The sequence below is a fragment of the Kribbella catacumbae DSM 19601 genome, from assembly GCF_000372465.1.
GTDB classification, from domain to species: Bacteria; Actinomycetota; Actinomycetes; order Propionibacteriales; family Kribbellaceae; genus Kribbella; species Kribbella catacumbae.
This window is the reverse complement of sequence record NZ_AQUZ01000013.1, coordinates 19,958-33,759: the sequence shown is the minus strand read 5'-3', so window position 1 is coordinate 33,759 and position 13,802 is coordinate 19,958. Positions and strand designations below refer to the sequence as shown.

The window sequence follows — 13,802 nt, the reverse complement described above, 5'->3', positions numbered from 1 at the left end:
GGGAACCGGTCGATGACTGTCGGTGCAACAACGGGGGGTGGCAGCGCCACGCTCTCCGAGTCCGAACTTGCCGAGTACGAGCAGGAAAAGCCCGCTCGGCGGCTTCGCCCTGCCCTGGACCGGGTGATCTCGGCCTGGTGCGCGGTGGTCAGCCTCGGCGTCCTGCTCCAGGTCTTCTTCCCGCTGTCGTCGGGGACGCAGTTCTATTTAGTGATCTTTCTCGCAGCGACCCTGCCGATCACGTTGTTGTGCTATCGGGGCTGGCGGGTGCCGCCGTTCCTCAATCCGTTCAGCGCCCGTTTAGAGGCGCGCGCGACCGACAACCCCGGCCTCACCGACTGGCTGCTGGCCGTGGCCGCCCTGGCGGTCTGCCTCTATCCGCTGCTCGACTTCGACAGCTTCCTCGAACGCCGGCAGGCACCGACGTCTCTCGATGTATTGACTGGCGCCCTCCTCCTCGTCCTGCTGCTCGAGGCGTGCCGCCGGACGACGGGCTGGGTGCTGCCGCTGGTGAGCCTGCTGTTCATCGCCTACGCGTACTACGGCGGCTACCTGCCCTACACCTGGTCGCTGGCTCACCAGGGCTTCAACTTCGACGCGATCATCGGGCAGTTCACGATGGGCACCGCAGGCTTCTACGGAACGCCGCTGAATGTTGCCGCCAGCTACATCGTGCTCTTCACCATCTACGGCGCGGTGCTGGACTACTCCGGCGCAGGCAAGTTCTTCATCGACCTCTCCTTCGCGGCCTTCAAGCGCAGCCGTGCCGCGCCCGGCCGGACCGTCACGCTGGCGGGCTTCCTGCTCGGCAGCGTCTCCGGCTCCGGTACTGCGACCGCCGTTTCGCTGGGCACCGTCTCGTGGCCGATCCTGCGTCGCGCGGGCTACCCGCCAGAGCCCGCGGGCGGCATGCTCGCCGCGGCCGGCATTGGCGCGATCCTGTCGCCGCCGACGCTCGGTGCCGCCGCCTTCATCATCGCCGAGTTCCTGCAGGTCTCGTACCTGACAGTGCTCGGCTACGCGGTGATCCCGACGATCCTGTACTACTTGGGCATCCTGCTCGCGATCGAGATCGACGCCCGCCGGCACGGCACCAGGGAAGCCGAAGCGTCCACCCAGTCGGCGTGGAAGCTGCTCCTGCGGTTCGGCTACCACTTCCTCTCGCTGTTCGTGATCATCGGCTTCATGGCGGTGGACGTGCCGCCGTTCAAGGCCGTCGTGTACGCCGTGCTCATCCAGCTCGCGTTGTCGTTCCTGGACAAGGAACACCGGCTGACCGCTGTACCGCTGTTCAAGGCGCTTGCCCAGGGCACCCGTTCGGTGCTGCCGGTGGTGGCGACCTGTGCGACGGCGGGCATCATCGTCGCGGTCACCACGCAGACCGGGCTGGGGCTGAACCTGGCCCAGATCATCGTCGAAGCGGCCACCGGGCTGACCGACAACAAGACCGTGGTGCTGATCCTGACCGTGGTGCTGTCGGCGTTCGCAGTACTGGTGCTCGGACTCGCCGTACCGGTGACCGCGTCGTTCATCATCGCGGCGGTGATCATCGCGCCGGCTCTGGTGCAGCTGGGAGTGACCCAGGCCGAGGCCTACATGTTCATCTTCTACTACGCCGTACTGTCCGAGGTGTCACCGCCGACCGCGCTCGCCGCCGTCGCGACGTCCGCGATCACCGGCGGCAAGGTGATGCCGACGATGTGGCAGGCCTGGAAGTACACGCTGCCCGCGTTCCTGGTGCCGTTCGCGTTCGTGCTGACCGAGAACGGTGCCCACCTGCTGGGACAGGGCAGCCTGATCGGCATGGTGTGGACCCTTGTGGTCTCTATGCTCGCCGTCGCCGCGCTGGCCGTCGTCACGGGCGGCTGGATCTTTATCGCCACCACTTGGGTCGAGCGGTCGCTGTGCATTCCGGCCGCTTTGCTGCTGCTCTATCTGGCTCCCGTAACCATCGCGGCCGGAATCGGTTTGCTATTTGTCGCCGTCGTCATCAATGTGGTCCGGCGGCAGCGTCGTCTGGCTACACCAACGGAAGGACCCGTCACCTCATGAGAACTCGTCGACGCCTCCCCGCCGCCGTGGTTGCGCTCGCTGCTGCCGTCTCGCTGGTCGCTTGCGGAGGGCAACGAGAGCCCGAAGGCGGTGCCGCCGGAACCGATGGCGGCCGGCTGACCATCGCGACCGGCAACACCACCGGCGTCTACTACCAGCTCGGTGGCGCGATGGCGAAGGTGTTCTCGGAGAAGGTCGAGGGCTACCGCGCGACCGCGAGCGAGACCGGCGCCTCCGTGCAGAACGTCCAGGGTCTGGTGGCGGGCAACTACGACATCGCGTTCTCGCTCGGTGACACCGCCGCCGACGCGGTCAACGGTGAGCACAGCTTCAAGACCAAGCAGGACGTGGTCGCGCTGACCCGGCTCTACCCGAATTACACCCAGGTCGCCGTCCGGGCGTCCTCCGGGATCAACAAGATCGCGGATCTCAAGGGCAAGCGGGTCTCCACCGGTTCGCCGAACTCGGGCACCGAGGTGATCGCCCGGCGGCTGCTCGAGGCGGCAGGGCTGGACCCGGCGCGCGACGTCACCGCCCAGCGGCTCGGCCTGCCGGAGTCGGTCGACGGGATGAAGGCCGGCACGATCGACGCGCTGATCTGGTCCGGCGGCCTGCCGACCGGCGGCATCACCGACCTGACGACGAGCCTGGGCAAGGGCGTCAAGCTGATCCCGATCACCGACATGCTGCCCGCGCTGAACAAGACCTACGGCACGATCTATGCCCAGGGCAACATTCCGGCGGCGACCTACAAGCAGCCGGCCGACGTCGCGACGATCATCGTGCCGAACGTGCTGCTGGTCCGCAAGAACATGTCGGACGAGCTGGCCGAGAAGCTGACCAAGGCGATCTACGAGAACAAGGACGCGCTGATCCAGGTGAACGCCGCGGCCAAGGGCATCAAGATAGAGGACGCGGCCAACACCGCACCGGTCGAGCTGCATCCCGGCGCCAAGAAGGCGATCGACGCCTTGAAGTAACCCACGAACCGTCCTCCCCCGCACACCAGGCGCAGCGGGGGAGGGCGCAGGGACCCATCGCCGCAATCCAGGCGCAGCGGCGGCGGGAACCAGGCCCACCCTCACAACCAGGCGCAGTGGGGGAGGGTTTCAGGTCGGGCCCGCCCTACCGGAGGCATCCGGTGGTGGCGGGCCCGATCGCTTGCCAGCACCCCTCCACCCAGCCTCCGCTGTCCTGGCAATACCTGCCCCGGCTCTACCCAGCTACCGCTCTCCTGGCAGCTCGGGGCTCCCGGATTCTTCGCGGGGCTCCGGCAGATCCTCCATCGGGGTGCCGCGTAGGTAGTGCGACAGGGCCGAGTCTCGTTTCGGGTGAGCGTGGTACTTCGTCGGCACTACCCGGCCCTCGGCGCTGTCCCACACGTTGTCGGCCAGCCGCCACATCCGGTGCGCCAGCCGGCCCGCAGTACCGGTGTGGGGGGTGAACGGGTGGGCGCGTGTCGGCGCCACCTCTTCGGCGGTGAGCAGCTCTTCGGTCAGCGCGTTGACGCCTTCGCTGTCGAGCTCCTCGCCGATCATCCGGCTGTACTCCATCTCGAGCAGCTCGTGTTCGTCGAGCAGCCGGTCGATCACCTGCCAGACGTCGTCCGGACTCAGGTGCTGCACCCGGCTGTCGCCGTACTGGCGGCCTTTGAGGAAGCGCAGCGCTCTCTCCAGCTGCCGGGCGTTGCCGACGTACCGGCCAACCAGGCTGGGGCCGTCCGGGAGCCGCCGGACATGCGGGAGCAGGATGTCCTCCGCGGCGGCCAGGTGCTGGGCCGCGATCGCGTAGAACCAGTCGGTCTCGTGCCGGCGATCGGGTCGCATGGTGGACGGCTCGTGCGCCGGGGCGGCCAGCTCGCGGATCTTTGCGTGTTCGTAGGTGAGGGCCAGTTCGAGCGTCGAAGCGGTCATCGTCAACCACCTCCTGGGGGGTACTACCTACTCTGTGCCCAGGCTGTGCCAGGCACAACCCCGGCACAGCCTGTTACCGAACCGTCAGGCGTCGGAGCTCTTCTTCCACAGGTTGATGCCGGCCTCGACGGCGTCGGCGTCGATCGCGTCCAGCTCGTCCTGGCTGAACTTCAGGTTCCGCACCGCCGCCAGACTGTTCTCCAGCTGGGCGACGCTGGAGGCGCCGATCAGGGCGCTGGTGACGCGGTCGTCGCGCAGCGTCCAGGCGAGCGCCAGCTGGGCCACCGACTGGCCGCGCTGCTGGGCGATCTCGTTCAGCGCGCGGACGTGCTTGAGCGTCTCCTCGGTCAGCATGTCGGTGCTCAGCGACTTGCCCTGCGACGCCCGGGATCCTTCCGGTACGCCGTTCAGGTACCGGTCGGTGAGCAGCCCCTGCGCCAGCGGGGAGAAGGCGATCACGCCGACGCCGAGCTCGCCGACGGCGTCCAGCAGGTCCTCCTCGATCCAGCGGTTCAGCATCGAGTACGACGGCTGGTGGATCAGCAGCGGCGTACCGAGCTCGTCGAGGATCCGGGCCGCCTCGCGGGTCTTCTCCGCGGAGTACGACGAGATGCCGGCGTACAGCGCCTTGCCGGAGCGGACGGCGGCGTCGAGCGCGCCCATCGTCTCCTCCAGCGGGGTGTCCGGGTCGAAGCGGTGCGAGTAGAAGATGTCGACGTAGTCCAGGCCCATCCGGTCCAGCGACTGGTCGAGCGAGGCGAGCAGGTACTTGCGGGAGCCGCCGCCCTGGCCGTACGGGCCGGGCCACATGTCGTAGCCGGCCTTGGTGGAGATCAGCAGCTCGTCGCGGTACGGCTTGAAGTCGCGCGCGAAGTGGCCGCCGAAGTTGGTCTCGGCCGAGCCGTACGGCGGGCCGTAGTTGTTCGCCAGGTCGAAGTGGGTGACGCCGAGGTCGAAGGCGCGGCGCAGAATGTCGCGCTGGGTGTCGAGCGGCTTGTCACCGCCGAAGTTGTGCCAGAGCCCCAGCGAGATCGCCGGCAGCTGCAGTCCGCTGCGGCCACTGCGCCGATAGGTCATCTGGTCGTCGTACCGGTCCTGAGCGGCTACATAGTCAGTCACAAGTCCTCAGTCTGCCTCATGTCGTGACAAGTCCGCGAACCCTTGTTTTTAAGCAGAACCACGGTCGATCAGTGTCAGTTCCGGGCCTTCTTGATCAGCCCTGCCCAGGGCGGCGGCGGTGACGACGCGTAGAAGCGCAGCACGCCGAGTAGCCGGCTGGCGGGCGGGGCGGTCCAGTATCGCTGGCCGGGTTGCGGGCCTTTGGTGAGGTTGCTGAGGCCCCAGCTGAGGTGAAACCACAGTGCTGCGGCTTCCAGCCCTTCCTGACCGTTGTAGCCGCGCAGGGTGGCTGCCACTTGCTCCAAGGGCAGCTTGGCGAACTCCATCCCGGGCGGGCCCCAGGCGGCGTCGCCCCAGTCGATCAGGGCCAGCAACTGGTTGCCGTGGGCCATGAGGTTCTGCTGAGCCAGGTCGCCGTGCAGGAGCACGTGCGGCTGGTCCTGCGGGACGTGGGCGGCCAGGCGGTCGAAACAGTCGTGGAGCCAGTTCGCAGTACCGGAGTCTAGGTAGCCCTCTGTGGCGAGCTTGTCCACGGTTGGGTGGGGGTCTCCGCCGCCGTCGTCTGGCTCCACACCCGCTGGTGGTTGGTCGACTCGGTGGAGTAGCGCGAGCTGGCTGCCGACCTCCTGCCAGAAGGCCGGTGACGGCGTGGCGGTGTCGACCAGGTCGGTGCCGTGGACTCGCTCGAGGACCATGTACGGCGTGTCAACGAGGGTGCGGGTGGTGTCGAAGTCGACGACTGCGGGAGTCCGTACCCCGGCTGCGCGGGCGACTGGGATGACCGCGGCCTCCTTGAGCAGGTCTTGCTCAAACGGCTTGCTGCGGGGGATGCGGAGGAAGAGGTTGTCACCCACCGCGTAGGCGCGGTTGGCGACACCTCCGGGCACTTCGCGGATCGCGGCAGGCGGTACGGCGTACCGGCTGGCCAGGGCGTCGCGGAGTGAGGTCTTCATCGGACTGATTCTCTCCTGCTGGATACTGGCGGGTGTGCGGAGAGACGTGGATCCGGAGACCATCAGCAGCAGAGACTTCTATGCAGTGCTGAACGCGGTGGTCGTGCCGCGGCCGATCGCGTGGGTCTCGACCCGCTCGGCCGAGGGGGTACTCAACCTGGCGCCACACTCGTTCTTCACCGTGGCATGCGTCGAGCCGCCGATGGTGCAGTTCACCTCGGTCGGGCGCAAGGACAGCCTGAACAACGTCGAGGCGACCGGTGAGTTCGTGGTCAACTTCGCGGCCGAGCCGCTGTTCGAGCAGGTGAACGCGAGCGCGACGAACTTCCCGCCGGAGATCGACGAGTTCGCCGCCGTCGGGCTGCACACCGAACCGGGCAAGACGGTCGCCGTACCGCGGGTGGCCGAGTCGCCGGTCGCGATCGAGTGCACGCTGCACACCACCTTGGAACTGGGCGACTCGACCGTGGTGATCGGCCGGGTGCGGCAGATCAGCATCGACGAGTCGGTGCTGGACGGGAACCATCCCGAGATCACCAGGCTGCAGCCGCTGGCCCGGCTGGGGCGCAACGAGTGGTCCACGATCGGCGAGATCCGCGACATCAGCCGGATCCGGTACGCCGACTGGCCGGGCGACTACGCGGGGCCCAGCTCGACTTTCTGAGTTCTGCACCCATCCGTGCTTCGGGCTGATCCGAAGCACAGCCATGACCACGAGAAAACGCCGGGCCCTGGCAGCGCTGGGGGGTGTGCTCGCCGCAGGCGCGGGACTGGGCCTCGGCGAACTGACCGCCGCACTGGCCGGCGGCACCTCGCCTGTGGTCGGCGTCGGCACCCAGCTGATCGACCTCGCACCGGGGGCGGCCAAAGACTTCGCAGTCAAGAACCTCGGGACCGCCGACAAGCCGGTCCTGATCGGTGTCGTCCTGCTGGCTGTGACCGTCTTCGCCTTCCTGGCAGGCGCGATCGGCGCGACTGCCCCGCGCGTTGCGGTCGCGATGACGGCACTTCTCGGCCTGCTGGCAATCCTCGCCGCAGCCACCGGCCGCACCCTCGCCACCAACTACTTCGTCCAGGTCCTCCCCGCCATCATCACGTTGCTAGTGGCAACGATCGGCATCCTGCTCGTACTCCGAGCGCTCTCCCCGGATCCCTTCGGCGGCGGCGGGCGCCGGAAGACCCCCGCCGCCGAAGGCACCAACCCTGCGGAAGGCACCAGCTCCGCCGAAGGCACCAGCCCCGCGGAAGGCACCAGCTCCGGGGAAGGCGCCAGCGCTGCCGAGGCGCCTGCTGGGTTCGATCGCCGCAGGTTCTTGGGGACTGCGATGGCGTTGGGCGTCGCCGGGGCTGGTGGGCTTGGTGCTTCGCTCGTCCTGCCTGATGGAGTGAGTGAGGCGACCCGGCGGGGGATCAAGCTGCCGGCGCCGGGGAGTCCGGCGCGAGTGTTGCCGGCGGGAGTGGCCGCCGAGGTGCCGGGCGTGAGTCGGTTCGTCACGCCGAATCCGAGCTTCTACCGCGTGGACACCCTGCTGACCGTCCCGAAGGTCGACCCACGGACCTGGGAGTTGCGCATCCACGGCCTGGTCGACCGCGAACTCCGGCTGACCTTCGCCGACCTCCTCAACCGCCGGCTGATCGAACGCGACATCACTCTCACCTGCGTCTCCAACGAAGTCGGCGGCCCGTACGTCGGCAACGCACGCTGGCTCGGCGTACCGATCGCCGAACTCCTCCGCGAAGCCGGTGTCCGCGACGGCGCCGACGCGGTCAGGTCGACCAGCGTCGACGGACTCACGATCGGTACGCCGCTGAAGGCGCTGACCGATGGGCGAGACGCGATCTTCGCGGTCGGCATGAATGGCGAGCCGCTGCCCTTCGAACACGGCTTCCCGGTCCGGATGGTGGTACCCGGGCTCTACGGGTACGTGTCCGCGACCAAGTGGATCGTCGACTTCGAGGTCACCAGGTTCTCGGACTTCAGCGCCTACTGGACCGATCGCGGCTGGTCCGTCGAGGCCCCGATCAAGACCTCCTCGCGGATCGACGTACCGAAGGGTTTCGCCAGCATCAAGGCCGGACCGGCTGTCGCGGCGGGCGTCGCCTGGGCGCAGAACCGCGGCATCGCCAAGGTCGAAGTACAGGTCGATGACGGCGATTGGCAGCCCGCGACGCTCGCGGCCGAGGACACCATCGACACCTGGCGGCAGTGGACGTTCCGCTGGAACGCGACGCCGGGCAACCACAAACTCACCGTGCGAGCGACCGATGCCACCGGACAGGTGCAGACGGCCGACCGCGCGGCGCCGCGACCGAACGGGTCGAGCGGCCTGCACAACACGGTGGTGATGGTCGAGTAACCGGCCTGCCCGACCTTTCGGCTGACGCGCTGCGCGTACGCCGTACCGGCCGTATCCCCCGAACGCCTGGCGTCACAGCAGTGATCGCGCCGGGAAATTCAATCCGAAGGAGAAGGATCGTCATGTCCCACACCATCAAGCGAGTCGCTCTGGCCGCCTCCGCCGTTTCGTTGCTCTTCGCAACCGTTGCCTGCGGCGGCGACGACAAGTCCAGCGGTACGCCGCCGGCCTCGTCGAGCGCGACGACGCCGGCGGAAGTACCCTCCACGGCCCCGTCCGCGGACAACGCGTCCGGACTGGTCGGTCCGGGATGCGCCGACTACGCCAAGGCGAACCCGACCGGCGCCGGCTCGGTCGACGGCATGGCCGCCGCGCCGGTGGCATCGGCCGCGTCGGGCAACCCGTTGCTGAAGACGCTGGTGGCGGCGGTATCGGGCAAACTCAACCCGAAGGTCGATCTGGTGTCGACGCTGAACGGCGGCGAGTTCACGGTCTTCGCGCCGGTGGACACGGCGTTCGCGAAGATCCCGGCCGGCACGATCAACACGCTGAAGACCGATAGCGCCTTGCTGACCAAGATCCTGACCTACCACGTCGTCCCGGGCCAGTTGGCACCTGACGCGGTCGTCGGCAAGCAAACCACCGTCGAGAAGGGCGCCGTCACGGTGACCGGCTCTGGCGACAACCTGATGGTCAACAACGCAAAGGTCATCTGCGGCGGCGTAAAAACCGCCAACGCCACGGTCTACCTGATCGACACCGTCCTGATGCCCCCAGCCGCCTGACACCGGCCCCACCAGCCGACACCAAGGCCGCACCAGTTGCCCCCAGCAATCAACACCCGCCCGCCCGGCAACCGCTCTCACGAAGGGGGTGTGTGGCGAGGTGGGCTGGATTGCGGCGGGCGGGCCGGCCGGCGGGTCATCCGGTCGCTGACCGGCCACGGAACGCACGGCGTGTTGGCACATGAGTCGGCGACCTGCCGTGATGGCCGGGATCTCTGCTGCCTGTCCGTCGGTTGGTGGTGGTGCGGTTGGGGTTGGGGTTGGGGAGGGTTTTCGCTGGACTCGGGGCGGATTTTGCGCCGGTTCTGGGATATTTTCCTCCCCGCCTGGACTGGGGTGATCGGCTTTGGGCACGGGCTGGCGTTGTTGGGGGATGCCTGGCCGGTGCACAGGGTGGCTGGCGGTGGTCAAAGGGGGGGCGAATGATCAGGTGCTCTTGGGCTGGCGAGGACTGGGATGGCGGGCAGGAGACCTCGTACACCACTCTGCTGGACACCACCCGGATGGCTGCTGCTGGCGTTTGGTGGGGAGGGGTGTCGCGGTGGGTCGGGACTAGGTGAGAGTGGCAGTTAGAGCTAGGGCTGTTAGTGGGGGTTGCCAGGCGGTGCGGGGTCGAAGTGGGGGGCTCGCCTGGTGGAGAGAGGGCCGGTGTCTACCGCGTCGAAGCCGAGGTCGTTGATGAAGTGGGTGACGATCTGTTTGGCAGTGGCGTCGGCGAGGAGTTGGCCGGCGGAGATGGTGTTGAGGCCTTTGACGACGCGGGTGTAGGGCAAGAGGTCGGCGAGTACCTCGGTGGTTGACGTGCGGCCTTCGTCGATCGCGGGGTCGCGTCCGTCGCGGTACGGCAAGTAGTTGCACGCGTCGAGCACGATTCGGCCGATCAGTTCGTCCCGGGGGAGTCGCGGGAAACGACCGTAGGGGATTGCCAGCACCACCAGATCGGCCACGGTCGCCGCCTCGCCTGGCGTAGCCGCGCGCGCCGCAGGGCCGAACTCGCGCACCAATCGCTGAAGACTCCGAGTCCCGCGTGAGTTGCTCATCACCACCTGATGACCAGCAGCCAACGCCCGGCGAGCCACCGCGCTCCCAACCAAACCGCTACCGATGAACCCGATGACCGCCATCAAACCTCTCCTCTGACCGCCCAAGAAAACAAGCCTTCTACTAGGTGACGCGCTGGATGGTCCTGCAGGAGGTCGTTCGCGAGGAACCTGCCCGAAGGGATGGTTGGAGTGCCCATCCGGGCGTGGGAGTCGGGCTATGTGGAGTTGCCGGGGGCAAGGAATGGATTGTCTTGAGGAGGGTCGTCCAAGGAGTTGTGGGCGCTGGGTTCCCGCAGGCCGGTAGCGAGTGATCCGGCAGATGTCGAGCGGGCCTTTCAGCCAGTGGTCGGTCCAGGTCAGGCAAAGGCCGTGGTGAGGGGTGGCTTACATCACCGAGTTGCCGGGCCAACTCAGTGGGTGATCGCCTCGATGGCTTGCAAGGTTTGGGTCAGGTCGTCGGGGGTGGTCTGGTGGTTGGAGACGGAGATCCGCATGTAGCGCTTGGAGCGCCAGGTGGTGCCGCCCATCCAGCAGGTGCCGCTGGCTTGGAGTGCGCCGATGACTCGATCGGTTTCCGTGTCGTCGCCGAAGGAAACGAGGATCTGGTTGAGGACCACCTCGTTGCCGAGGTCGTACCCCGCTGAGGCCAGTTGGTCGCCTAGGGATTTGGCCAGGGTGCAACAGTTGTCGACGAGTTGGGCGACGCCGTCGCGGCCCAGTTCTTGGAGGCCGGCCCAGACTGCCAAGCCTCGGGCTCGACGGGACGATTCCATCACGTAGTCGCCTGGCTCGGGGTCTTCGGACCTGACCAGGTAGGAGGCGCTGTAGCCGAGGGCCGCCGCGTGTGATTCAGGATGGGCGCAGAAGACGAAGCCGCTGTCGTACGGGAGATTGAGCCACTTGTGGCCGTCGCAGCCCCAGGAATCGGCGAGCTCCAGGCCCGCGACTTGGTGCCGGTGGGTGGGGCTGGCTGCGGCCCAGAGGCCGAAGGCGCCATCCACGTGGACCCAGCCGCCGTACTCGTGGATCAGTTCGCAGGCGTCGCCGAGGGAGTCCGAGGCGCCGGTGTTCACGTTGCCTGCTTGAAGGCAGACGATCAGCGGGCCCTCGTGACCGTCCAGGCGGGTTCGCAGGTCGTCTAGGTCGATGACCCCGTTCTCCTTGCTGTGAACGGGTTCCAGTGAACCCGAGCCGAATCCGAGCAACCGCAGCGATCGGTCGATCGTGGCGTGCCGTTCGTCGCCGGCCAGGATCCGGACGCGGGGAGCTCCGGCCAACCCATCCTTCTCTACATCCCAGCCCGCCTTGGTCAGCACGTGGTGCCGAGCCGCCGCCAGCCCGACGGTGTTGGCTGCCTGCGCACCGGTGACGAAACCGGTCGATGCCGTCGCAGGCAAATCGAGAAGCTCCTTGAGCCACTCGCCCGCCGCTGCCTCAGCAGCCGCCGCGGTCGGCGAGAGCACGCTGTTCCAGGCGTTCTGGTCCCAGCCGATCGCCAGGATGTCGGCCGCGCTGGCGGCAGGCAGAGCACCGCCCACGACGAAGCCGAAGTACCGCGGTCCGGCGCTCGCGACGAGTCCGCCCTCGGCCAGCGTGATGAGCTCCTCGATCACCTCCGCCGCCGGTCGCCCTTCCTGCCCGAGTGGTCGCCGGAAATCAGCTCGCACCTCGGCGGAACTCTTGGCCGCACCGACTCGCCGCCGCCCCAACGACTCCCGGTACTCCGCGGCCTCCGCGGCGGCTCTCCCGAACAGCTCGCGCAGATCGGACTCTGACTTCTCTGGCATCGGCTCTCCCATGCTCTCGACTGTGCCATCTAGGGACTGTTTCAGAAGTAGCGGCAGGCGGGGCTGACGGTGGGGGCTGCAAGGATGCGGCCATGGAACAGGTAGTGAATCGGCAGGAAGCGTCGGAGGCGGTCGAGGACTCTGGGTGGCGCTTCTTACTGGGCGCTTTGCGAACGTCGGTCCCGGTCGGGTCGTTGGCTCGGGCGATCGGCTTGGCAGCGGACGCTGTCGCGGTGTGCGGCGACGACGCCGACCGGCACCTTCAGGTCGATGCCCGCCCCGATCGGGTCGTCTTCACTCTGCAGTCGTTGGAGCACGCAGCGGTGACCACCCGGGATGTCGAACTCGCGCTTCGGATCTCTGCCACCGCGAACAGGTCCGGGTTTCTGGCGGAGCCCGAAATCGGAACGGGGGCACCGCGATCCGTCCAGATTCTGGAGATCGCGATTGATGCGCTGGACATTGCCGGGATTCGGGCGTTCTGGAAGGCGGTGCTGGGCTATACCGATGAGGCGGGTGCCGACGGACCGGAGGATCCGCTCGTCGACCCGGTCGGGCAGGGCCCGGCCATCTGGTTCCAGCAGATGCACCGGGCGCGCCCGCAGCGCAATCGCATCCACTTCGACATCTGTGTTCCGCATGACGAGGCACCACGGCGCGTCGAGGCCGCACTGGCGGCTGGGGGCCGACTTGTGTCCGCGACGCGTGCCCCCGCTTTCTGGGTGCTTGCCGACCTGGAGGGGAACGAGGCCTGCGTGACCACATGGCAGGGCCGAGACGGCTGACGGTTGCCTCATCGCGTCACGAGTCCTGGTCGAGTTCGTGGAGGAGGCGGACGAATCGTGGGGAGAGGCCAGGGCTGGGATCACCGGCTGCTCGCGTCGCCAGATGCCAGCCGTCCGGCGCGACCAGATAGACCCAAGGGCTCAATGGTCCCGGCTCGGTGGCATGCGCCCGGCCGGCCAGATTGAGCATCATCCCGAGTGCCGGGAGCACGGACAGATCGGTGACCACGTGCACGAGCAGCAGGTCCCGGACCGGCATCGCCGCCAGTACGCCGTACCGCGGGTTTTCGACGTGGAGGGACTCACGCAGCACCGTGTCGAGCACGAGTGCCCGGGAGGCCGCGAAGTCGCTGCCGCTGATCATGGCGACCAGGGTGCCCTCGTACTCCGCGTAGGCGACCGTGTCGGTCAGCGAACGCAGGTTGCGAAGCCCCCACGACTCGGCGTCCGCCCAGGTCAGGCCGAGGTCCGCGACCGGATCGAAGTACATGGTGATCGTGCCATCGGTGCTCGTGGCCGGCACCGACAGCAGGCCTGGCACGAACTCCGGTGCCGAGCTGAGCAGGCGTGGCTCGAGTGAGTCCTTCGGGACGAGTCGCTGGAGGAGCTCGCGCTGCGGATCCGCCGGTATCGGTGGTGGCCCGTGGCGCAGAGTGTGGGCCAATCGGTCGAAATGCTCGCCGACCAGTCGCGGCCAGTGGTCCGGTCGCAGGCCGGCCACGATCCTCGCCAGGTTCGTCAGGCCCGCCTCGAAGTGCTCGCCTGGTGGCGCCCCGGCGGCGAATCCGGCCCCGGGTTGTAGGACAAGCGCCCCGGCGCCGTCGTACCGGCCGTGCAGGGCGCGGGCGGCCGCGGCCTCGAGACTCAGTCGCACCAGGTGTGCGGCCTCGGCTTGGGACAACGGCGCCAGCGCGCCGGATTGGTTGCCTAGGGCCCATTCGGTGGAGTCTTCGTCGATGATCATGCTGTCCACCTCCTTCGACAGAGAAAGTACGAGCGTTCGCCGCT

General features: G+C 67.9%; 12 protein-coding genes. 6 read left to right on the top strand and 6 right to left on the bottom strand.

Features of this window, described 5'->3' with window-relative positions; genetic code table 11:
* Positions 1–12 precede the first annotated feature (12 nt).
* Both A3ES_RS0115585 and A3ES_RS0115580 read left to right on the top strand, forming a co-directional pair.
* Positions 13–2,052, top strand: coding sequence for a TRAP transporter permease (locus A3ES_RS0115585; RefSeq protein ID WP_020387766.1), 2,040 nt, complete (start codon positions 13–15; stop codon positions 2,050–2,052).
* Complete coding sequence (locus A3ES_RS0115580) at positions 2,049–3,032, top strand: TAXI family TRAP transporter solute-binding subunit (RefSeq protein ID WP_026162899.1); 984 nt, start codon at positions 2,049–2,051, stop codon at positions 3,030–3,032. The genes A3ES_RS0115585 and A3ES_RS0115580 overlap by 4 nt, the downstream gene beginning before the upstream one ends.
* A gap of 243 nt (positions 3,033–3,275) precedes the next feature.
* On the opposite strand, the gene A3ES_RS0115575 is transcribed toward A3ES_RS0115580, so the two are convergent.
* The 3 genes from A3ES_RS0115575 to A3ES_RS47305 form a co-directional block, all read right to left on the bottom strand.
* The gene (locus A3ES_RS0115575; protein WP_020387764.1) at positions 3,276–3,965 is read right to left on the bottom strand and encodes a hypothetical protein; all 690 of its coding nucleotides are present in this window, start codon (positions 3,963–3,965) and stop codon (positions 3,276–3,278) included.
* A gap of 84 nt (positions 3,966–4,049) precedes the next feature.
* On the bottom strand, positions 4,050–5,084 hold the full coding sequence (gene mgrA / locus A3ES_RS0115570; protein ID WP_020387763.1) for an L-glyceraldehyde 3-phosphate reductase: 1,035 nt from the start codon (positions 5,082–5,084) through the stop codon (positions 4,050–4,052).
* 74 nt (positions 5,085–5,158) lie between these two features.
* Complete coding sequence (locus A3ES_RS47305; protein WP_020387762.1) at positions 5,159–6,037, bottom strand: phosphotransferase family protein; 879 nt, start codon at positions 6,035–6,037, stop codon at positions 5,159–5,161.
* Between the two features lie 34 nt (positions 6,038–6,071).
* On the opposite strand from A3ES_RS47305, the gene A3ES_RS0115560 reads away from it, so the two are divergent.
* The 3 genes from A3ES_RS0115560 (at position 6,072) to A3ES_RS0115550 (ending at position 9,179) form a co-directional block, all read left to right on the top strand.
* Positions 6,072–6,701, top strand: a complete 630-nt coding sequence (locus tag A3ES_RS0115560) for a flavin reductase family protein (protein WP_026162898.1) — start codon at positions 6,072–6,074, stop codon at positions 6,699–6,701.
* A gap of 43 nt (positions 6,702–6,744) precedes the next feature.
* Entirely contained in the window at positions 6,745–8,394 is a 1,650-nt protein-coding gene (locus A3ES_RS0115555; protein WP_083933476.1) for a molybdopterin-dependent oxidoreductase, read from the top strand.
* A gap of 122 nt (positions 8,395–8,516) precedes the next feature.
* Entirely contained in the window at positions 8,517–9,179 is a 663-nt protein-coding gene (locus tag A3ES_RS0115550; protein ID WP_020387759.1) for a fasciclin domain-containing protein, read from the top strand.
* Between the two features lie 584 nt (positions 9,180–9,763).
* On the opposite strand, the gene A3ES_RS47300 is transcribed toward A3ES_RS0115550, so the two are convergent.
* Together A3ES_RS47300 and A3ES_RS0115540 are read right to left on the bottom strand one after the other, a co-directional pair.
* Positions 9,764–10,303 (bottom strand): NADPH-dependent F420 reductase, encoded by a 540-nt coding sequence (locus A3ES_RS47300; protein ID WP_020387758.1) that lies wholly within the window; start codon positions 10,301–10,303, stop codon positions 9,764–9,766.
* Between the two features lie 329 nt (positions 10,304–10,632).
* On the bottom strand, positions 10,633–12,009 hold the full coding sequence (locus tag A3ES_RS0115540; RefSeq protein ID WP_020387757.1) for a pyridoxal phosphate-dependent decarboxylase family protein: 1,377 nt from the start codon (positions 12,007–12,009) through the stop codon (positions 10,633–10,635).
* Positions 12,010–12,101: 92 nt separating this feature from the next.
* On the opposite strand from A3ES_RS0115540, the gene A3ES_RS0115535 reads away from it, so the two are divergent.
* Positions 12,102–12,794: a VOC family protein gene (locus A3ES_RS0115535; RefSeq protein WP_020387756.1), complete on the top strand. Its 693-nt coding sequence runs from the start codon at positions 12,102–12,104 to the stop codon at positions 12,792–12,794.
* A 16-nt stretch (positions 12,795–12,810) separates the two neighbouring features.
* On the opposite strand, the gene A3ES_RS0115530 is transcribed toward A3ES_RS0115535, so the two are convergent.
* Positions 12,811–13,758 (bottom strand): hypothetical protein, encoded by a 948-nt coding sequence (locus tag A3ES_RS0115530; RefSeq protein ID WP_157630537.1) that lies wholly within the window; start codon positions 13,756–13,758, stop codon positions 12,811–12,813.
* Positions 13,759–13,802 lie beyond the last annotated feature (44 nt).

Excerpts from the sequence above, each read along its gene's own strand:
- A3ES_RS0115585 (WP_020387766.1), top strand. The coding sequence starts at position 13 with ATGACTGTCGGTGCAACAACGGGGGGTGGCAGCGCCACGCTCTCCGAG.
- A3ES_RS0115580 (WP_026162899.1), top strand. The coding sequence starts at position 2,049 with ATGAGAACTCGTCGACGCCTCCCCGCCGCCGTGGTTGCGCTCGCTGCT.
- A3ES_RS0115575 (WP_020387764.1), bottom strand. The coding sequence starts at position 3,965 with ATGACCGCTTCGACGCTCGAACTGGCCCTCACCTACGAACACGCAAAG.
- A3ES_RS47305 (WP_020387762.1), bottom strand. The coding sequence starts at position 6,037 with ATGAAGACCTCACTCCGCGACGCCCTGGCCAGCCGGTACGCCGTACCG.
- A3ES_RS0115555 (WP_083933476.1), top strand. The coding sequence starts at position 6,745 with ATGACCACGAGAAAACGCCGGGCCCTGGCAGCGCTGGGGGGTGTGCTC.
- A3ES_RS0115550 (WP_020387759.1), top strand. The coding sequence starts at position 8,517 with ATGTCCCACACCATCAAGCGAGTCGCTCTGGCCGCCTCCGCCGTTTCG.
- A3ES_RS47300 (WP_020387758.1), bottom strand. The coding sequence starts at position 10,303 with ATGGCGGTCATCGGGTTCATCGGTAGCGGTTTGGTTGGGAGCGCGGTG.
- A3ES_RS0115540 (WP_020387757.1), bottom strand. The coding sequence starts at position 12,009 with ATGCCAGAGAAGTCAGAGTCCGATCTGCGCGAGCTGTTCGGGAGAGCC.
- A3ES_RS0115535 (WP_020387756.1), top strand. The coding sequence starts at position 12,102 with ATGGAACAGGTAGTGAATCGGCAGGAAGCGTCGGAGGCGGTCGAGGAC.
- A3ES_RS0115530 (WP_157630537.1), bottom strand. The coding sequence starts at position 13,758 with ATGATCATCGACGAAGACTCCACCGAATGGGCCCTAGGCAACCAATCC.